Genomic DNA, 14,670 nt, shown 5'->3' with positions numbered 1-14,670 from the left:
TAGTGCCGGAATTCGGGTCCCGCAGCCCGCAAGGGCCACAGTGCAGGCACTCTCACTCCTGACCCCTATGGGCCGTCGCCGCTCCATCCCCCAGCCGCAGCATCCGTTCGACGGCGGCCGCCAGTTCCGTGGCCGCCGTGGCCAGCGCCTGCTCCGTGACCTCGCTGCCGAAGCTGAAGCGCAGCGCCGTCTGTGCCACAGACCGTTCAATGCCCATGGCACTGAGCACGGCTGACGGTTCATCCGATCCCGCCGCACAGGCCGATCCCGAGGAGCACACAATCCCCCGCCGTTCCAGCTCCAGCAGCACCGATTCGCCGCTGGTTCCCGGGAAGCAAAACGATGCCACAGTGGGCAGCCGGCGGCTCCGGTGCCCGGTCAACTGTGCTGCGGGGATGTCCGCCAGGATGCGCCGGATAAAGTCCTCCCGCAGTTCCGTGACGCGTTCGACGGCGGCACTCCGCCCCGCTTCAACCATCCCTAACGCTGTAGCCAGGGCGACAGCAAACGCCACATTCTCGGTGCCGGAGCGATTACCGCGCTCCTGCCCTCCGCCGTGGATCAGCGGCTCGTACAGGGTTCCACCCTTGACGTAGAGCAGTCCCACGCCCTTGGGTGCGCCAATTTTGTGGCCCGAGATACTCAGCGCCGTGACACCCAGTTCATGCACATTCAGCGGTAGCCAGCCCGCGGCCTGGACGGCGTCGCTGTGCAGCGGCACGCCCGCAGCTGTTGCGAGCGCGGCTAGTGCGGGGATGTCCTGAACCGTGCCCACCTCATTATTGGCATACATGATGGAGGCCACGGCCACGCCGGGGCCAGCCAGCATGGCGGCAAAAACCTCAGCATCCACCACCCCAAAGCCATCCACCGGAATCAGCTCCACCTCGAAGCCGTGAACGCGGCGCAGGAAGTCGGCCGATTCCACAATGGCGGGATGTTCTATGGCACTGATGAGCACCCGGTTCAGCCGGGGGTTGCCGGCACGGCGGGCCAGCGCAATGCCCTTCAAGGCGAGATTGTCCGCCTCGGTCCCTCCCGAGGTGAAGGTGAGCTCCTCTGCATGGGCGCCCACCGCCGTCGCACATTGTTCCCGGGCACTAGCCAGTGCAGTGGCGGCAAGCTCCCCCAGCTCGTGGTGGCTGGAGGGGTTGCCGAACTGATTGGTCAGAAACGGGAACATGGCCTCAATGACCTCGCGCCGAACGGGCGTGGTGGCGGCGGCATCGAGGAAGATCACGGCAACTCCACGGATCCTTGGAGCTCCACGGCAATGTCCAGGCCAAGATCCAGCGCCCGGACGCTGTGGGTCAGGGCACCTACGGAAATGATGTCGACCCCCGTGCGCGCGATCCCGGCGATGGTGGCGAGGTTCACATTGCCACTGGCCTCGACCAGCGCCCGGCCGTTGATCAGCTCCACGCCCTGAACGAGTTCGGCGTTGCTGAAGTTATCCAGCATGATGGTGTCCACGCCGGCCGCCAGCACGGGTTCGATCTGCTCGATCGAGTCCACTTCAACCTCAAAGTGCACGGTGTGCGGCAGCTGGGCACGCACGCCTGCGAGCGCAGCGGTCAGCTTGCCATGATCGCCGCCGGTCAGCACGGCCAGGTGGTTGTCTTTGGCCAGCACAGCGTCGGAGAGCGAGAAGCGGTGGTTGTGCCCGCCCCCGCAGCGCACGGCATAGCGTTCCAGGATGCGCAGGCCGGGGGTGGTTTTGCGAGTATCGGTGACCCGGGCGCGGGTGCCGGCGATCAGTGCCGCATATTCGGCTGTCTGGGTGGCGATGGCACTCATCCGCTGCGTCAGGTTCAGCGCGATCCGCTCCCCCGTCAGCACAGCCCGCGCCAGTCCGCTGACGGTCATGAGCCGCTCGCCGGCCTCGAAGGTGGCGCCGTCGGCCACTAACTGCTCTACCCGGGCGTCCGGGTCCTGCATCACCATGGCAGCGCGGAACACCTCACCGCCGGAGAATATACCGGGTTCGCGCGCCACCAGCCACGCCGTGGCCATGGCATCGGCCGGCAGCAGTGTCGCGGAGGTGATATCTCCGTAGGGTGCATCCTCGGCAAAGGCGCGCTGCAGAATCTCCTCCACTGCTGTGCGCGGCAGCTGCGGCAGTGTCCGGGTTGGCGTTTCTTTCAGGACAGGCACGACGGCGTTCATACTGTTTCGCTTTCACGCTGGGGTTCGATGGTGGTCAAGTGGGCGTCGGGGTTGACCCAGTAGTTGGAGTCTCGGGATGGGTGTGGGGCTGATAGTCCAGGGCCCTGCGGGAAGTCGGTGCGGTAATGCGCACCCACGGAGTTCTCCCTGGCCAATGCTGCGTGGACCAGGAGTCCGGCCACGAGCTGGACGTTCTGGTCCTCGAGTTGCTGGCGCGCAGAGGCTTGCTCATGTGCAGCGTCTTGCTCGTGAACCGAGACTTGCGCGGGCGCCGAGCCGGCCCGGTGCAGGGAGGCCTGCTCATGTGACGTCGCGGCCTGCAGGGCGGTTTCGGCCTGCTGCAATCCGCAAGCGTCGCGCACTACCGCGGAGTACTGGCCCATCAGATGGCGCAGCGTCTCGCGGCCCAGCCCGGCAGGGTGGCTCCGGATTCCTTCAAGGGCCGTGGCGCCGTCGGACGTGGCAGGCTGTGACTGTGTGGCGGGCTGTGGCTGGGTGGCGGGCTGGGACAGATGGCCGGTCCTGGCCCCATGAGCCGAGGAGGTGAAGGTGGCCACGGCGCGGCGGCTGAACACGAGGCCTTCCAGCAGCGAGTTGGAGGCGAGTCTGTTAGCGCCGTGAACGCCAGTGCAGGCCACTTCGCCGGCGGCGTAGAGCCCCGGGATGGTGGTGCGGCCGAGCAAATCGGTGACCACACCACCCATCCAGTAGTGCGCTGCGGGGGCCACGGGGAGCCAGTCGTGGCGCCAGTCGAAGCCGAGACTTGCGGTGGCGGCGTCGATCGTGGGGAACCTGCGGGCCAGATATCCGGCACCGTTGGCCTCCTCGATGCCGCTCGCATCGAGGAAGACGTGCGCTGGACCTTCTGCTTCGCCTGCAGACCGGGCGTTTTCCGCAAGGGTTGCCAGATGAGCGGCAATGCTACGGGAGAGAACATCACGCGGGGCGAGATCTCCTTCCGGGTGGTAGCGGGCCATGAACGCCTCACCTTTAGTGTCGCGCAGCACGGCACCAGCGCCGCGCACGGCCTCGGAAATGAGGAAGTTCTCGCCAACCGCGAGCGCTGTGGGGTGGAACTGGAAGTATTCAAGATCGGCCAGCACTGCGCCTGCACGCCACGCGAGGGCCACGCCGTCGCCCGTGGCAAGCTGCGGATTGGTGGTGAATTCAAAGAGCTGTCCGGCACCGCCGGTGGCGAGCAGAATCGCGTCGGCGTCCAACGTCTGGCGGACATCATGTGCGTCCAGGTAAGCGATGCCGGCGATGACAGCCTGGGGCGGAGTCCCGCCGTCGTGCGCGTCAGACGCAGGCGCTTCCAGAGGCACATCAGTGGGAATGGCAAGCAGCTCGGTGGCGAAGCAATTCTCCAACAGCGTGATGAGACCCAGTGCGGCCTGCTCCCGGATGGCGGCGATCAGCCCATTGGCGATGGCTGCCCCCGTGGCGTCCCCTCCAGCGTGCAGGATCCGAGCGGCCGAATGAGCTCCCTCCAAACCCAGAGAACGGTGTCCCGTAGCATCGCGGTCAAAGCGCACACCGAAGCGTTCGAGGGCCGCGATGTCGGCGGCTGCCTCGGTGCACAGGATGCGCACGGCCTCGGGATCGCACTGTCCGGCTCCGGCCTTGAGGGTATCGGCAATGTGCGCCTCCACGGAATCTCCGGGGGCAGCCTCACCCTCGGCGAGCACGGCGCAAATGCCGCCCTGAGCCTGGTGGGTGTTGCTCTGTGCCAGCGTTCCTTTGGTCAGCAGCGTTACCCGAGACCCCGCCTCGGCAGCCAGTAACGCACCGTAGAGCCCGGCAATGCCGCTGCCCACAACCACCAGATGCGAGTTACTCATGCGCGTGCGGCTGTGGTTGGCTGCACCATCTTGGGCTGTGCAGTCTTAGGCTGTGCCGTCTTAGGCTGTGGCTTGGCGGCGAGCATCCGTTCCAGCGCAATGCGGGCGTTGACGGCGGTGGCCTCCGGGACGGTGATCTGGTTGCGGACCTCGCCGGCCAGCAGCCCGTCAAGGACCCAGGCCAGGTAACCGGGGTGGATCCGGTACATGGTGGAGCAGGGGCAGATAACCGGATCAAGACAGAAAATGGTGTGCTGCGGGTACTGCGCCGCGAGCCGGTTGACCATGTTGATCTCCGTGCCGATGGCGAAGGTGGTCCCGTCCGGGGCAGCTTGGATGGCTTTGAGGATGTAGTCGGTGGAGCCCGCTTCGTCGGCCGCGTCCACCACCTCCATGGGGCATTCCGGGTGGACGATGACGCGAACGCCCGGGAAGTCCACGCGGGCCTGTTCAATCTGCTTGACCGTGAACCGCTTGTGCACCGAGCAGAAACCTTGCCACAGCACCACCTTGGCGTTGTCCATGATCTCGGCGCTGTTCCCGCCCAGCGGAAGTCGCGGATTCCAGAGCGGCATTTCCACCAGCGGCACGCCCATGGCCTTGGCCGTGTTGCGGCCCAGGTGCTGATCGGGGAAGAACAGCACCCGTTGGCCGCGCTCAAACGCCCACTCCAGCACAGTCGAGGCATTCGAGGACGTGCACACAATCCCACCGTGCTCACCGCAGAATGCCTTCAGCGCTGCCGAGGAATTCATGTAGGTGACGGGAATAACTGGAACCCGGCCATCGACGTCGGGCTCGGTGCCGTAGAGTGCCTCCAGCTCGGCCCAACACGCTTCAACGGACGGCAGATCAGCCATGTCCGCCATGGAGCAGCCCGCGGCAAGGTTAGGCAAAATCACGCTCTGATGTGAGCCGGAGAGCATGTCAGCTGTCTCCGCCATGAAGTGCACACCGCAGAAGACAATTGCCTCGGCCTCGGTGCGGGTCTTGGCGGCGTTGGCGAGTTGGAAGGAATCCCCCACAAAGTCGGCAAACTTCACCACCTCATCGCGCTGATAGAAATGCCCCAGGACGACGACGCGTTCGCCAAGTTCGGCCTTAGCGGCGAGAATGCGGGACTCAAGATCGGCGTCGGAAGCGTCCCTGTACTCTTGCGGCAACTGGCCCTGCACCGGGGTGGCAGCCGGAGCCTTGTCCTCGTTGGAGGCGCCGGGGCCGTAGCCAGGGGTGCCGGCGAGAGCTTCGGCCAGGTCGAATTCCCACGGGCCTTTAGCCAGATCATCGTCGCAGCTTTCCTGCGCGCGGCCCGGCAAGCCTGGCTGCTGGGCGGTATTTTGAAGCTCGCGTTGGGCCGCTTCGGCCTGTTCACGGCTGATGAGCTGAAGGGTGGTGTTCACGGATGACATGGCTTACTCCAAGAGGGTGAGGCAAAAAGAGAGTGGGAGTGATTTGTGAGTGGGAGCGGTTAGAGACGGGACGGGGGATGTTGTGAAGGACCGGTGCCGTTAGTTCCACTATCGATTCCTGTGTAGCGGTACAGGCGCGGTGGACGGTGTTTGCCACCTTGGAGGAACTGTTCGGTGGGTTCAATATGGGCCGTTTGCTTGAGCTGGCGGCGGAAGTTGGCTGGGTCAACGGTGCGGTCCAGAACGGCTTCATAGACTTCACGCACCTGCGCCAGCGTGAATTTTTCACCGAGCAAATGGTAGGCAATGGTGCCGTATTCCATCTTGTTCCGCAGCCGCCACAGGGCGTAATCGACGATCTCATTGTGATCGAACGCCAGCTCCCCCAGCCTGTCGGCTCGGAACCACTTCACGTTCTCGGACTCCTGTGCCAGCTCCGCCTGCGTTGATTGCACCAGCGCCCAATACACAATCGAGACCACCCGCTGGCTCGGCGAGCGGTGCAGACCACCAAAGGCGTACAGCTGTTCAAGGTAGTTGGGCGCCAGACCCGTGGTGTCTTGCAGATTGCGGGCCGCGGCATCTTGCAGGGAATCGGCCTGCGTCAGGGGCCCACCAGGGAGCGCCCACAGGTCCTTGAACGGTTCGCGAATGCGTCGAACCAAGGGCAGGCACAGTGTGGGGCGGCCGCTTTCAGCACTGGGCCGAAGGGCGAAGATGACGGTGGAAATGGCAAGGGCAGGCGGCTGCGCCAGGCGTTCGCTGACATTTGCAGCTGCCACGAATTGGGTTCGCTCCATGCCCAGCACCCACTTTCTTGTTCTCAACCTCAGTTAGAGTCATTGTGACTACAACTGATTCTACGACGCCACCGAGCCTCGAAACAAATCCCGCTTATTCCAGAGCCACAGAAAAGTGGCCACCCATGGGCAGCGTTTCTCATCGCTGGCTTCCGGTGCTTGAGTTGGGACCGCTGATGGCATGGTGGATAATTCTTGACAGGGATCACAGTTTCCCAGCGTCTAACTCAAGTCCGCGGCACTACGTCCGCGGCAAGCATTCCGACGGTTCCACTAACGAAGGCCACCCCTTTCATGACCCACCAATTTGCCCCTACCCAGGCCGCGCCCGCCAAACCTGGCTTAGGCACCTCACTCAAGCAGCGTCAGCTGACCATGATGGGGCTTGGATCCGCCATTGGCGCAGGACTCTTTCTGGGCTCGGGCGAGGGCATCATGAAGGCCGGGCCTGCGGTGCTGATCTCCTACCTGGTGGCCGGGACTTTGATCATCCTGGTCATGTGGGCGCTGGGTGAGATGGCTGCGGCTAACCCCAACTCCGGCGCGTTCTCGGTGTACGCCGAGAAGGCCATGGGCAAGGTTGCCGGCGCCACCGTCGGCTGGCTTTGGTGGTTGCAACTCGTGGTGGTGATCGCGGCCGAAGCCTTAGGTGCCGCCCACCTGCTCGTCACCGTCTGGCCGGTGATTCCGGCGTGGGCGCTGACACTGATCTTCATGGTGGTCTTCACGGCGGTGAATCTGACCAGCGTAAAGAACTATGGCGAATTTGAGTTCTGGTTCTCACTGCTCAAGGTCACAGCCATTGTGCTGTTCCTAGCATTTGGCGCGGCGCTGCTGCTGGGCTTGATCCCCGGCACCACATCTCCCGGCTTGGGGAATCTGTTCAACAATGGCGGGTTCGCACCCACCGGCATGGCGGGCATCTCTTCGGCTTTGTTCATTGTGGCGTTTGCCTTTGGCGGCACTGAGATCGTGGCCGTCGCTGCCGCCGAAACCGCCAACCCCTCCCGGAGCGTCACCGTCGCCGTCCGCACCGTGGTCTGGCGGATCCTGGTGTTTTACGTAGGCTCCATTTTCATCATTGCCGCCGTACTGCCGTGGACTAGCGATGCGCTGAGTTCGCCGTTCGCCGGTGTCTTGAACTATGCCGGGCTGCCGTGGGCCGGCACCGCCATCACGCTGGTCGCCGTCGCAGCCTTGCTTTCAGCTCTGAATGCCAACCTGTACGGTGCCTCGCGCATGATCTACTCGCTGGCCGAACGCCGCGAGGCTCCACGGCTGTTCAACGGCACCAACAAGCGTTCGGTGCCGGTCGCAGCTGTCACCATCTCCGTGGCATTCGGCTTTATCACCGTTGTGTGGGAGCTGTTCTACCCCGATACCGTCCTGGTGGTCCTGCTGAACTTGGTGGGGTCCACCTGTCTGGTGGTCTGGGGAATGGCCCTGCTGTCCCAGTTCATCCTGCGTCGCCGAGCCGATAAGGACGGCACGGCCCTGCCGATGCGCATGCGCGGCTTCCCCTTCCTCACCCTTGCCGGACTGGTCCTGCTGCTCGCCATCTTCGTCGTGGGCTTCAGCGATCCCGTCAGCCGCAGCCAGCTGATCAGCACTTTCAGTTTGATCGCCGTGATTGCCCTCCTGAACTGGCTCGCTCCCCTACTCCGGAAGCGGCGCCAGGCAGCGGGCCAGTAGCCCTGCATCTGTGAAGGAGCATCGGTAACACTCCTGCATTATGGACGTGCCCGTGCCACAGTCATCCGTGGTTTTCGCTATGGTTGAGCTACGACGGCGGCACAGCCCGCCGCGGGAAAGGTTCGCCCCATGTCTTCCCCAGGTAAGCACGCCGCTGAGGTATCTCCGCACAACATCGAAGGCGCCCAAGCCGGGCTCCATGTGGTGGTTTTCGACGCCGCGGTTCCTGTTCCCCTGCCCCCGGTCTTCCTCATTCACGGCTTCGCTTCATCTGTTGAACTTAACTGGGTCAAGACTGGCTGGGTCAAGGCCCTGAATCAGGCCGGGCGCAGGGTCATCAGCGTTGACTTGCCCGGGCACGGCCACAGCGCCGCACCCTATGATCTTGACTCCTACACACCAGGGAAGATCAGGGCCGACCTGCTCCAGATACTCATTGATACCGGCATCCATCCACTGCGCGCGGGCGATCCCACCAGCGGCGTGGATTTGATCGGCTATTCGCTGGGAGCACGCCTGGCTTGGGAATTTGGGGCCACCCAACACGAGCTTGTGCGAAAAATTGTTCTGGGCGGACCCAACCCAGAGGATCCGCTGGCGGATTTTGATCTCGGCGCCGCGCAGGACTTCCTCAACGATGGAACACCCATTGCCGACGAGTCCACCGCCTGGTTACTGAACATGGCTCAGCTGATCCCGTCCAACGACATCTTCGCCCTGCTGGCACTGATTCAGGCCGTGAAAATGGAACCTTTTGACCCCACGGATGCTGTTCCGCGCATGCCCATTCTATTGGTCGCTGGCAGCCTCGATGAGAGGGCCCGGACCATGAACCGGCTTGCTGAGCTAAGCCCCAACGCGCAGCAAGTGGTCATTGACGGGCGTAACCACAACAACACGGTGACCTCGCGTGAGTTCAAGGATGCGGCACTCAGCTTCCTGAATGGGCCCACCCTATAGCGGGCCAGTAATCTAGCTGGCTGTACGGCGCCGCAGCACCAGTGCCGAAACCAGGCCAAGGACGAACAAGGCACTCGCAGCTGCAAGCGGGACCACGAACGCCGCAGAATATCCCACGCTTTGGGCCAGGGAACCTGACACTGCCGAGCCCAAAGCTGTTCCGGCGACAATACCGCTGGACAGGGCTGTCATGACGGTGCCCATCCACTGCTGCGGGGCAACCTTGCTGCCCACGCTGAAGATCGAGACCATCACTGGCCCCACAAAGAGGCCTACCAGCAGCAGTACCCACGCCATTTGCCCCAAGGAGGTGGGCAGCAAGAAGGCTGCCGAACCGGCGGCCATTAATCCGGCGGACAGGACCCAGCGCCACACATAGCTAAATTTCTCCGGCCAGTAGGCCACCGACAACGCGGTCACTGCGGAGCTGGAGCCCATGATGGCGTACATCAGGCCCGCCTGATCCACTGATCCGTGAACTCCGGTAAAGGCCGTCAAAGCTGTCTGGGCCGAACCAAAAAAGGTACCCATGAAGAGCATTCCCACCACAGGAACCGCCACCAGAAGCCACTTGGGCTTCTCCTTGGTCACGTAGCCGGCATTGCCCACGGTGCTGCTGGCCGCCATGCGGGGACCCACCGCCTCCACTGTGGGGTGGAGAGCAAAAAGACTCACCAGAACGGCTGTCATCACGGCGGCCAAGACCAGCGGCAGCCACGGAGCCAGCAGCGATGCCAGCAAGCCCACCAGTGCAGGCCCCAGCACGAACGTCACTTCATCGGCGGTACCTTCAAGGGACAGTGCGGTGTCCACGGCCGGGCCCCGCTCCTTCGCGGGAAGCTTCTTACTCAACGCCATCCACCGGACGCGGGAGAGCGGGCCAACCTGTGGTGAGGTGCTTCCGGCCAGTAGTGCAGCGAACAAGACCACGAGCGTGGCGCCGTCGGCCAACCGTGCCCCGTCACTCGGCAGCAGCGCATAAGCCAGCAGCACCACAGCTCCCACCAGGAGTGCGTTGACAACGGCGGCCACCAACAACACGTGCTTCTGTCCGAGCCTGTCAGCCAAATAGCCCACAAACGGAGCACCGACGGCCGCTCCCAAGCCAATGGCCCCCGCGGCGAAACCACCAATGGCGTAAGAGTTGCTCACCTGGGTAACCATCGTCAAGACACCAATGGTCAGCATGGCCAACGGAACTCGGGCAAAGAGGCCCAACGGAATGTAACTAGCGCCAGCCAAGCGGGCAGAAGGGAATACCGTCCGCCCTTAGGCTCAGGGGCGGACGGGTTTTCTAATGACGAGGTAATGGCAAACTGCTTTCACGAAATCTTGTGTCCTGGCCTGTGCCGGTTCTAGACACCGGTTTCGTCAGGTAAGGACCTCGCAAGTCTACCCGTTCAGGAAGCCCCTGCCCCGGCCTGTGCCCCCGCCATTTTCAGCTCCACGGTGGAACCGTTGCGTCCCTTGTGAACATGCAGATGCAACGGGATGCGCTGCTTCATCTCGGCAACGTGGCTGACCAGCCCCACCATTCGTCCGCCATCGCGCAGCCCCTCCAAGGCGTCCATGACCTGCTCCAGAGTTTGCTCATCGAGGCTGCCAAAGCCTTCATCGACAAACAAGGTTTCAATGTCCAGACCGCCGGATTCCTGCTGCACCACATCGGAGAGCCCCAGCGCCAGTGACAGTGACGCCATGAACGATTCTCCTCCGGACAGCGTGGCCGTATCCCTGCTGATTCCCGTCCACTCGTCCACCACTTCAAGGCCCAGCCCAGATTTCTGGTTGCCTTTCTTCGCGTCGCTGTGCCGCAGGGTGTAACGGGCATCGCTCATGGTGGCCAGACGCAGCGATGCTGCCAGAGCCACTTGTTCCAGCCGCGCGGCGAGCACGTAGCTACTGAGCGTCATCTTGTATTTGTTGTCCCCTCCCCCACGTACAGCCTCGGCCAGTCCTGCCAGCAATTGGGCCCGATCCCGCAAGGGGCCCACCTTTTCCTCCAAGGCAATAAAGTCAGCTTCACTCTCATGCAACTGCGCAGCCGCGTTGCGCGCCATCCCCCACTCCAACGCACCGGCTTCCGCCGCGACCTTGGCCACAGCAGCCTCCTGCACCAGTTGCGCCACGGAGTTCTGGTCCGGAGCCGTGACACCCGCTTGTGCTTCCTCCGTGGCCAGCACCACGTCGGGGTCAGCCAGCCTGGCGATGTTGACGGCAACCGCCTGGGCATGGTCCTTGATCTGCCGTTCTACGGCGGCCGCTTCGGCAGGAGCCAACAGTGCCTCCCGCACCTGAGTCGCATCGGAAAATGCAGAATCAGCCAAGGCCTCCGCTAGTGAGCCGGCGGCCTCCTGAGCCGCGGCTTTCGCCGTTGCCTGCTGGCGCAAGGCCACGAGCAGTGCGTCCCCGGGTTCCTGAGCCCCGGACAGCGTCTGCCGCCGTTCGTTCAAAGAGCGGTATCCGGCACGCACCACTGTGAGGTGCTCGGCCAGAGCTGCGATTTCTCTGGTCAGGGCGTCCTGCCCAGCAGTCAACGACGCGGCATCTTCAGCTGCCGCGGTAACGGCCGCTTGCGCCAGCTCAACGCTGCTGTGCAGTGCTGTTGATTCGGCGTCCAACGCTGCCAGTTCTGCCACCGCGGCCGTGGCATCGTGGAGTTCGCGCTCTTTAAGGACGACGGCGGCACGCGCCTGTGCAAGGTCGCCGGCACCTCCGCGTTCCGCCAACACTCCGAGGGTGTTTCGCGCCTCGGACAGTCTGGTGCGGGCAGTAGAAACGTCCGCTTCCGCGGTGTCTGAGACTTTCTTAGCTGCCTTCTCCGCCTTGACTAGATCGGCACCGGTTCCGGCCAGCGGCGAAGGATCTGGGTGGACGGTGCTGCCGCAGACTTGGCAAGGCTCCCCGTCCACCAGAATTTCCGCCAACTGGCCGGCGGCCTGGTTGAGGCGTTGGTTGAGCGCCTCTAGCCAGTCCTCTTTGGCAGCGACGGCGTGCTCGCGTGCCCCGGTCTCGGCCAGGACCAGCCGTTCCACCACGGTGCTGTGGTGGCGATATTCCTCGATGGTGGCGACTAATTGGGCAGCATCCTTGGCATTTTGAGCACGCTGCTCAACATTCTGGCTACCAGCACGCAACTCGTTCTGACGAGTCTGGACGTCCACAATCCGGTTTTTCGCGACCGCCACAGCCGCGCCCTGCAGCTGCTGTTGTGTGTGCGCCGCTGCCAGCGCTACCTCATCGTGAACCAGCTGTTCACTCTTTTGCTGGTGCTTCTTTTCATCGGGCAGCGCTGCATCAACGGTGGCAAGTTGCTTGGTCAGCTCACGGTCCAGGCTTTCCAAATCGGCCGCGGTAGCACTGGCCGCATCCTTGCCAAGGATTGCACCGGCTACCTCATTGGCGTCGAAACCGGCTGCCGCAGCATCAGTCCGGGACTGCGCCTGATCAAGCGCCACGTTCGTCTTGGCTGCAGATCCCACGACGGCGGACAGCACCTGGGCCTGGTGGTGGCGGTCCTGCTGCTCTCGCCACTTGACCTCTTGGCTGCTCAGATCCTTCAGCCGGCTTTGCTCGGCGAGCGCTGCCGCCAGCGCCATGTGCCGACTCCGCCGGCTTTGTGCGGCATTGACTAGCTGCACCAGCGCTTCGGTCTGGTCCCGGGTTTGTTCGGCGTGAGCTCCGGTGCGGGCGACGGCCTGCGCCAGCTGTTGTTTCAGGACGGCAAACAGTTCCAGTCCGTGCAGCTCGCTAGTGGGCGGTCCGGCAACGGCGCCGTCCTCTGAGAGCCCTGCACTATCCGGGTCTGCGCTTTCCAGATCTGCACTTTTCAACGCAGCTGCACTCGCGGCATGCTCAGCCTCGTGTGCCAGTACCTGCGCGCTTTGGCTCCGTGCCACCCGCTCTGCGGTTTCCAAGGCACCGAGACCTGCTGCCACGGCGGCCTGTGCCACTCTGGAGTCAGCAGCAAGGCGAACTTCAATATCCTGATATATGTCGGTGCCAAAGAGCCGTTGCAACAAGGTTTGGCGTTCAGCGGCCGTGGCGCGCAGGAACGCAGCAAAATCACCTTGGGCCAGCAGAACCACCTTGGTGAACTGGGCCATGTTCATGCCCAGGAGCTGATGGATCTCGCTGGCTGCTTCATCGTTACGCGTTGATTTCACTTCCCAGCCCGCGTCAGTCTTCTCCCGCAGCTGAGTGCTTGCCTGTTCGCGAGTAGTGCCGGTTCCACGTTTAACGGGCCGCATCCATTCGGGGCTGCGTTGAACTTCAAGCCGGCGGCCACCGGCAGTAAATTCGCACACCACTTCAGGGGCCACACCATCGGCTGCATGGTGGCTGCGCAGCTGGCCCGTGCTGCCGGCTCTGGAACCGGGGACTTGCCCGTAGAGTGCATACGCGATGGCATCGAGAATGCTGGTTTTTCCGGCTCCGGTGGATCCATTGAGCAGGAACAGCCCCTGGGCGCCCAACACATCAAAATCAATGATTTCCCGTCCGGCAAAGGGACCAAAAGCCTGGATCTCCAAACGATGGATTCTCATCGTGCCGCCTCCTCTTCCCGTGCGGAAGCCAAGGCTGCGCGCAAGAGCTGTTGTTCGTCGTCGTTCGCGGGGCGGTGACGCACATGGTCCAGGAATCCACAGCACAATTCCAGCTCATCCGTGGCCGCAGCGATTCGGGATCCGTAACTTTGCTTGTTCGCGTCGCGGGCAATTTCAGGGTCAAACATGAGCACCAAGGTGTGCGGGAAGCGGCTGCGTAGCCGCTCCATGGCTAGCTCCGGGCGGTCATTGTCAGTCAGCGTGATCTGGCAGTAATTGGCCTCATCCAGAGCCCACTTATCCTCGGCCAGCAGATCCTCGAGCTTACCTTTGAGAATACTCAGGGCCCGTTCGGGAGCCCAGTCCACCTTGGTGACCTTGCCCAATCCCGCCTCGGTGATCTCCAGCAGCCAGGCACCCTTGTGGTGAGCGGCCTCGGAGAAGGAGTACGGCAGGGGTGATCCGGAGTATCGAACGGACTCACTCAGCCGCTGCGGGCCATGCAGATGGCCCAACGCGGTGTAACTGAAGGGGTCAAAGAGGTCCAGCGGAACGGCACCCACGCCGCCTATGGACAGTTCACGTTCGCTGGCCGAGGTGATGCCGCCGCTGGCAAAGGTGTGGGCGAGCACAACGGACGGAGTTCCGGGCGGACGAGTGGCGAGGTCCGCAACAATGAGCTTCACGGCTGCCTCGGTCACACTGAAATGGGTGCCGTGCTCTACACCCAATTCTTCTGCGACCAGTCTGGGCTCCAGATAGGGGATGCCGTAAATGGCAAGTATGGGCCCGCGGTCTACACCGCTGTCTGCTCCGCCAGCCTGCCCGTCCAGAGGGAGCAAGATGGGTGTGGCCAGATCGGCTATGCGCGTGCGCAAATGAACGCCGGCGCTCTCCAGTAGCCGTCCACCAAAGCCGAGCCGCGTGGCGGAATCGTGATTGCCACTCGTGACAATCACCTGCACGCCGGCAGCATTGAGCCGGGCCAGGATGTCATCGAAGAGGTTCACCACGTCAACGCTGGGGAGCGCACGGTCATACACATCACCGGCCACCAGGACCACGTCGATACTTTCAGCCGTGACGGTGTCAAGGAGCTGGTCGGCAAAGCGCCGTTGCGCCGCCAGGGTTCCAACGCCGTGGAAGGAGCGTCCCAAATGCCAATCTGAGGTGTGCAGAAGCTTCATGCTTCCAAGGTATCGGAGGGTACCGACATTCGCTGACCACGCGCACTTGGGGACCACACAGAAGTGAG

The 14,670-nt window shown here is 63.3% G+C and carries 10 protein-coding genes; 2 read left to right on the top strand and 8 right to left on the bottom strand.

What is annotated here, in order from left to right:
- Positions 1–52: 52 nt before the first annotated feature.
- From AS189_RS08030 to AS189_RS08010, 5 genes are read right to left on the bottom strand one after another with little or no spacing between them, the layout of a single operon-like run.
- Entirely contained in the window at positions 53–1,240 is a 1,188-nt protein-coding gene (locus AS189_RS08030; RefSeq protein ID WP_062287272.1) for a cysteine desulfurase family protein, read from the bottom strand.
- Positions 1,237–2,166, bottom strand: a complete 930-nt coding sequence (gene nadC / locus AS189_RS08025; RefSeq protein ID WP_062287269.1) for a carboxylating nicotinate-nucleotide diphosphorylase — start codon at positions 2,164–2,166, stop codon at positions 1,237–1,239. The genes AS189_RS08030 and nadC overlap by 4 nt, the downstream gene beginning before the upstream one ends.
- Positions 2,163–4,007 (bottom strand): L-aspartate oxidase, encoded by a 1,845-nt coding sequence (gene nadB / locus AS189_RS08020; protein ID WP_062287266.1) that lies wholly within the window; start codon positions 4,005–4,007, stop codon positions 2,163–2,165. Before nadB ends, nadC begins: the two co-directional genes overlap by 4 nt.
- Positions 4,004–5,416 (bottom strand): quinolinate synthase NadA, encoded by a 1,413-nt coding sequence (gene nadA, locus AS189_RS08015; protein WP_062287263.1) that lies wholly within the window; start codon positions 5,414–5,416, stop codon positions 4,004–4,006. The genes nadB and nadA overlap by 4 nt, the downstream gene beginning before the upstream one ends.
- 59 nt (positions 5,417–5,475) lie before the next feature.
- A complete protein-coding gene (locus AS189_RS08010) occupies positions 5,476–6,216 on the bottom strand; it encodes an NUDIX hydrolase (RefSeq protein ID WP_062293236.1) in 741 nt (246 codons plus the stop codon).
- 294 nt (positions 6,217–6,510) lie between these two features.
- Between AS189_RS08010 and AS189_RS08005 the strand changes: the two genes are divergently transcribed.
- Positions 6,511–7,908, top strand: a complete 1,398-nt coding sequence (locus AS189_RS08005) for an amino acid permease (RefSeq protein WP_062287260.1) — start codon at positions 6,511–6,513, stop codon at positions 7,906–7,908.
- Positions 7,909–8,037: 129 nt separating this feature from the next.
- Entirely contained in the window at positions 8,038–8,868 is an 831-nt protein-coding gene (locus AS189_RS08000) for an alpha/beta fold hydrolase (RefSeq protein ID WP_062287257.1), read from the top strand.
- 12 nt (positions 8,869–8,880) lie between these two features.
- Here AS189_RS08000 and AS189_RS07995 read toward each other — a convergent pair whose 3' ends face one another.
- The 3 genes from AS189_RS07995 to AS189_RS07985 all read right to left on the bottom strand — a co-directional run bounded on the left by AS189_RS07995 (position 8,881) and on the right by AS189_RS07985 (position 14,602).
- On the bottom strand, positions 8,881–10,110 hold the full coding sequence (locus AS189_RS07995) for an MFS transporter (RefSeq protein WP_237760004.1): 1,230 nt from the start codon (positions 10,108–10,110) through the stop codon (positions 8,881–8,883).
- Positions 10,111–10,268: 158 nt separating this feature from the next.
- Positions 10,269–13,415: an AAA family ATPase gene (locus AS189_RS07990; RefSeq protein ID WP_062287255.1), complete on the bottom strand. Its 3,147-nt coding sequence runs from the start codon at positions 13,413–13,415 to the stop codon at positions 10,269–10,271.
- Positions 13,412–14,602, bottom strand: a complete 1,191-nt coding sequence (locus AS189_RS07985) for an exonuclease SbcCD subunit D (RefSeq protein WP_062287252.1) — start codon at positions 14,600–14,602, stop codon at positions 13,412–13,414. The genes AS189_RS07990 and AS189_RS07985 overlap by 4 nt, the downstream gene beginning before the upstream one ends.
- Positions 14,603–14,670 lie beyond the last annotated feature (68 nt).

The organism is Arthrobacter alpinus (assembly GCF_001445575.1).
GTDB lineage: Bacteria > Actinomycetota > Actinomycetes > Actinomycetales > Micrococcaceae > Specibacter > Specibacter alpinus_C.
Note: the sequence above shows the minus strand (reverse complement) of the source record. Positions and strands in the feature narration are given on the sequence as shown.

What these genes read in the sequence shown, in the direction of transcription:
- nadC (WP_062287269.1), bottom strand. Translation starts at nt 2,166, where the DNA reads ATGAACGCCGTCGTGCCTGTCCTGAAAGAAACGCCAACCCGGACACTG.
- nadB (WP_062287266.1), bottom strand. Translation starts at nt 4,007, where the DNA reads ATGAGTAACTCGCATCTGGTGGTTGTGGGCAGCGGCATTGCCGGGCTC.
- nadA (WP_062287263.1), bottom strand. Translation starts at nt 5,416, where the DNA reads ATGTCATCCGTGAACACCACCCTTCAGCTCATCAGCCGTGAACAGGCC.
- AS189_RS08010 (WP_062293236.1), bottom strand. Translation starts at nt 6,216, where the DNA reads ATGGAGCGAACCCAATTCGTGGCAGCTGCAAATGTCAGCGAACGCCTG.
- AS189_RS08005 (WP_062287260.1), top strand. Translation starts at nt 6,511, where the DNA reads ATGACCCACCAATTTGCCCCTACCCAGGCCGCGCCCGCCAAACCTGGC.
- AS189_RS08000 (WP_062287257.1), top strand. Translation starts at nt 8,038, where the DNA reads ATGTCTTCCCCAGGTAAGCACGCCGCTGAGGTATCTCCGCACAACATC.
- AS189_RS07990 (WP_062287255.1), bottom strand. Translation starts at nt 13,415, where the DNA reads ATGAGAATCCATCGTTTGGAGATCCAGGCTTTTGGTCCCTTTGCCGGA.
- AS189_RS07985 (WP_062287252.1), bottom strand. Translation starts at nt 14,602, where the DNA reads ATGAAGCTTCTGCACACCTCAGATTGGCATTTGGGACGCTCCTTCCAC.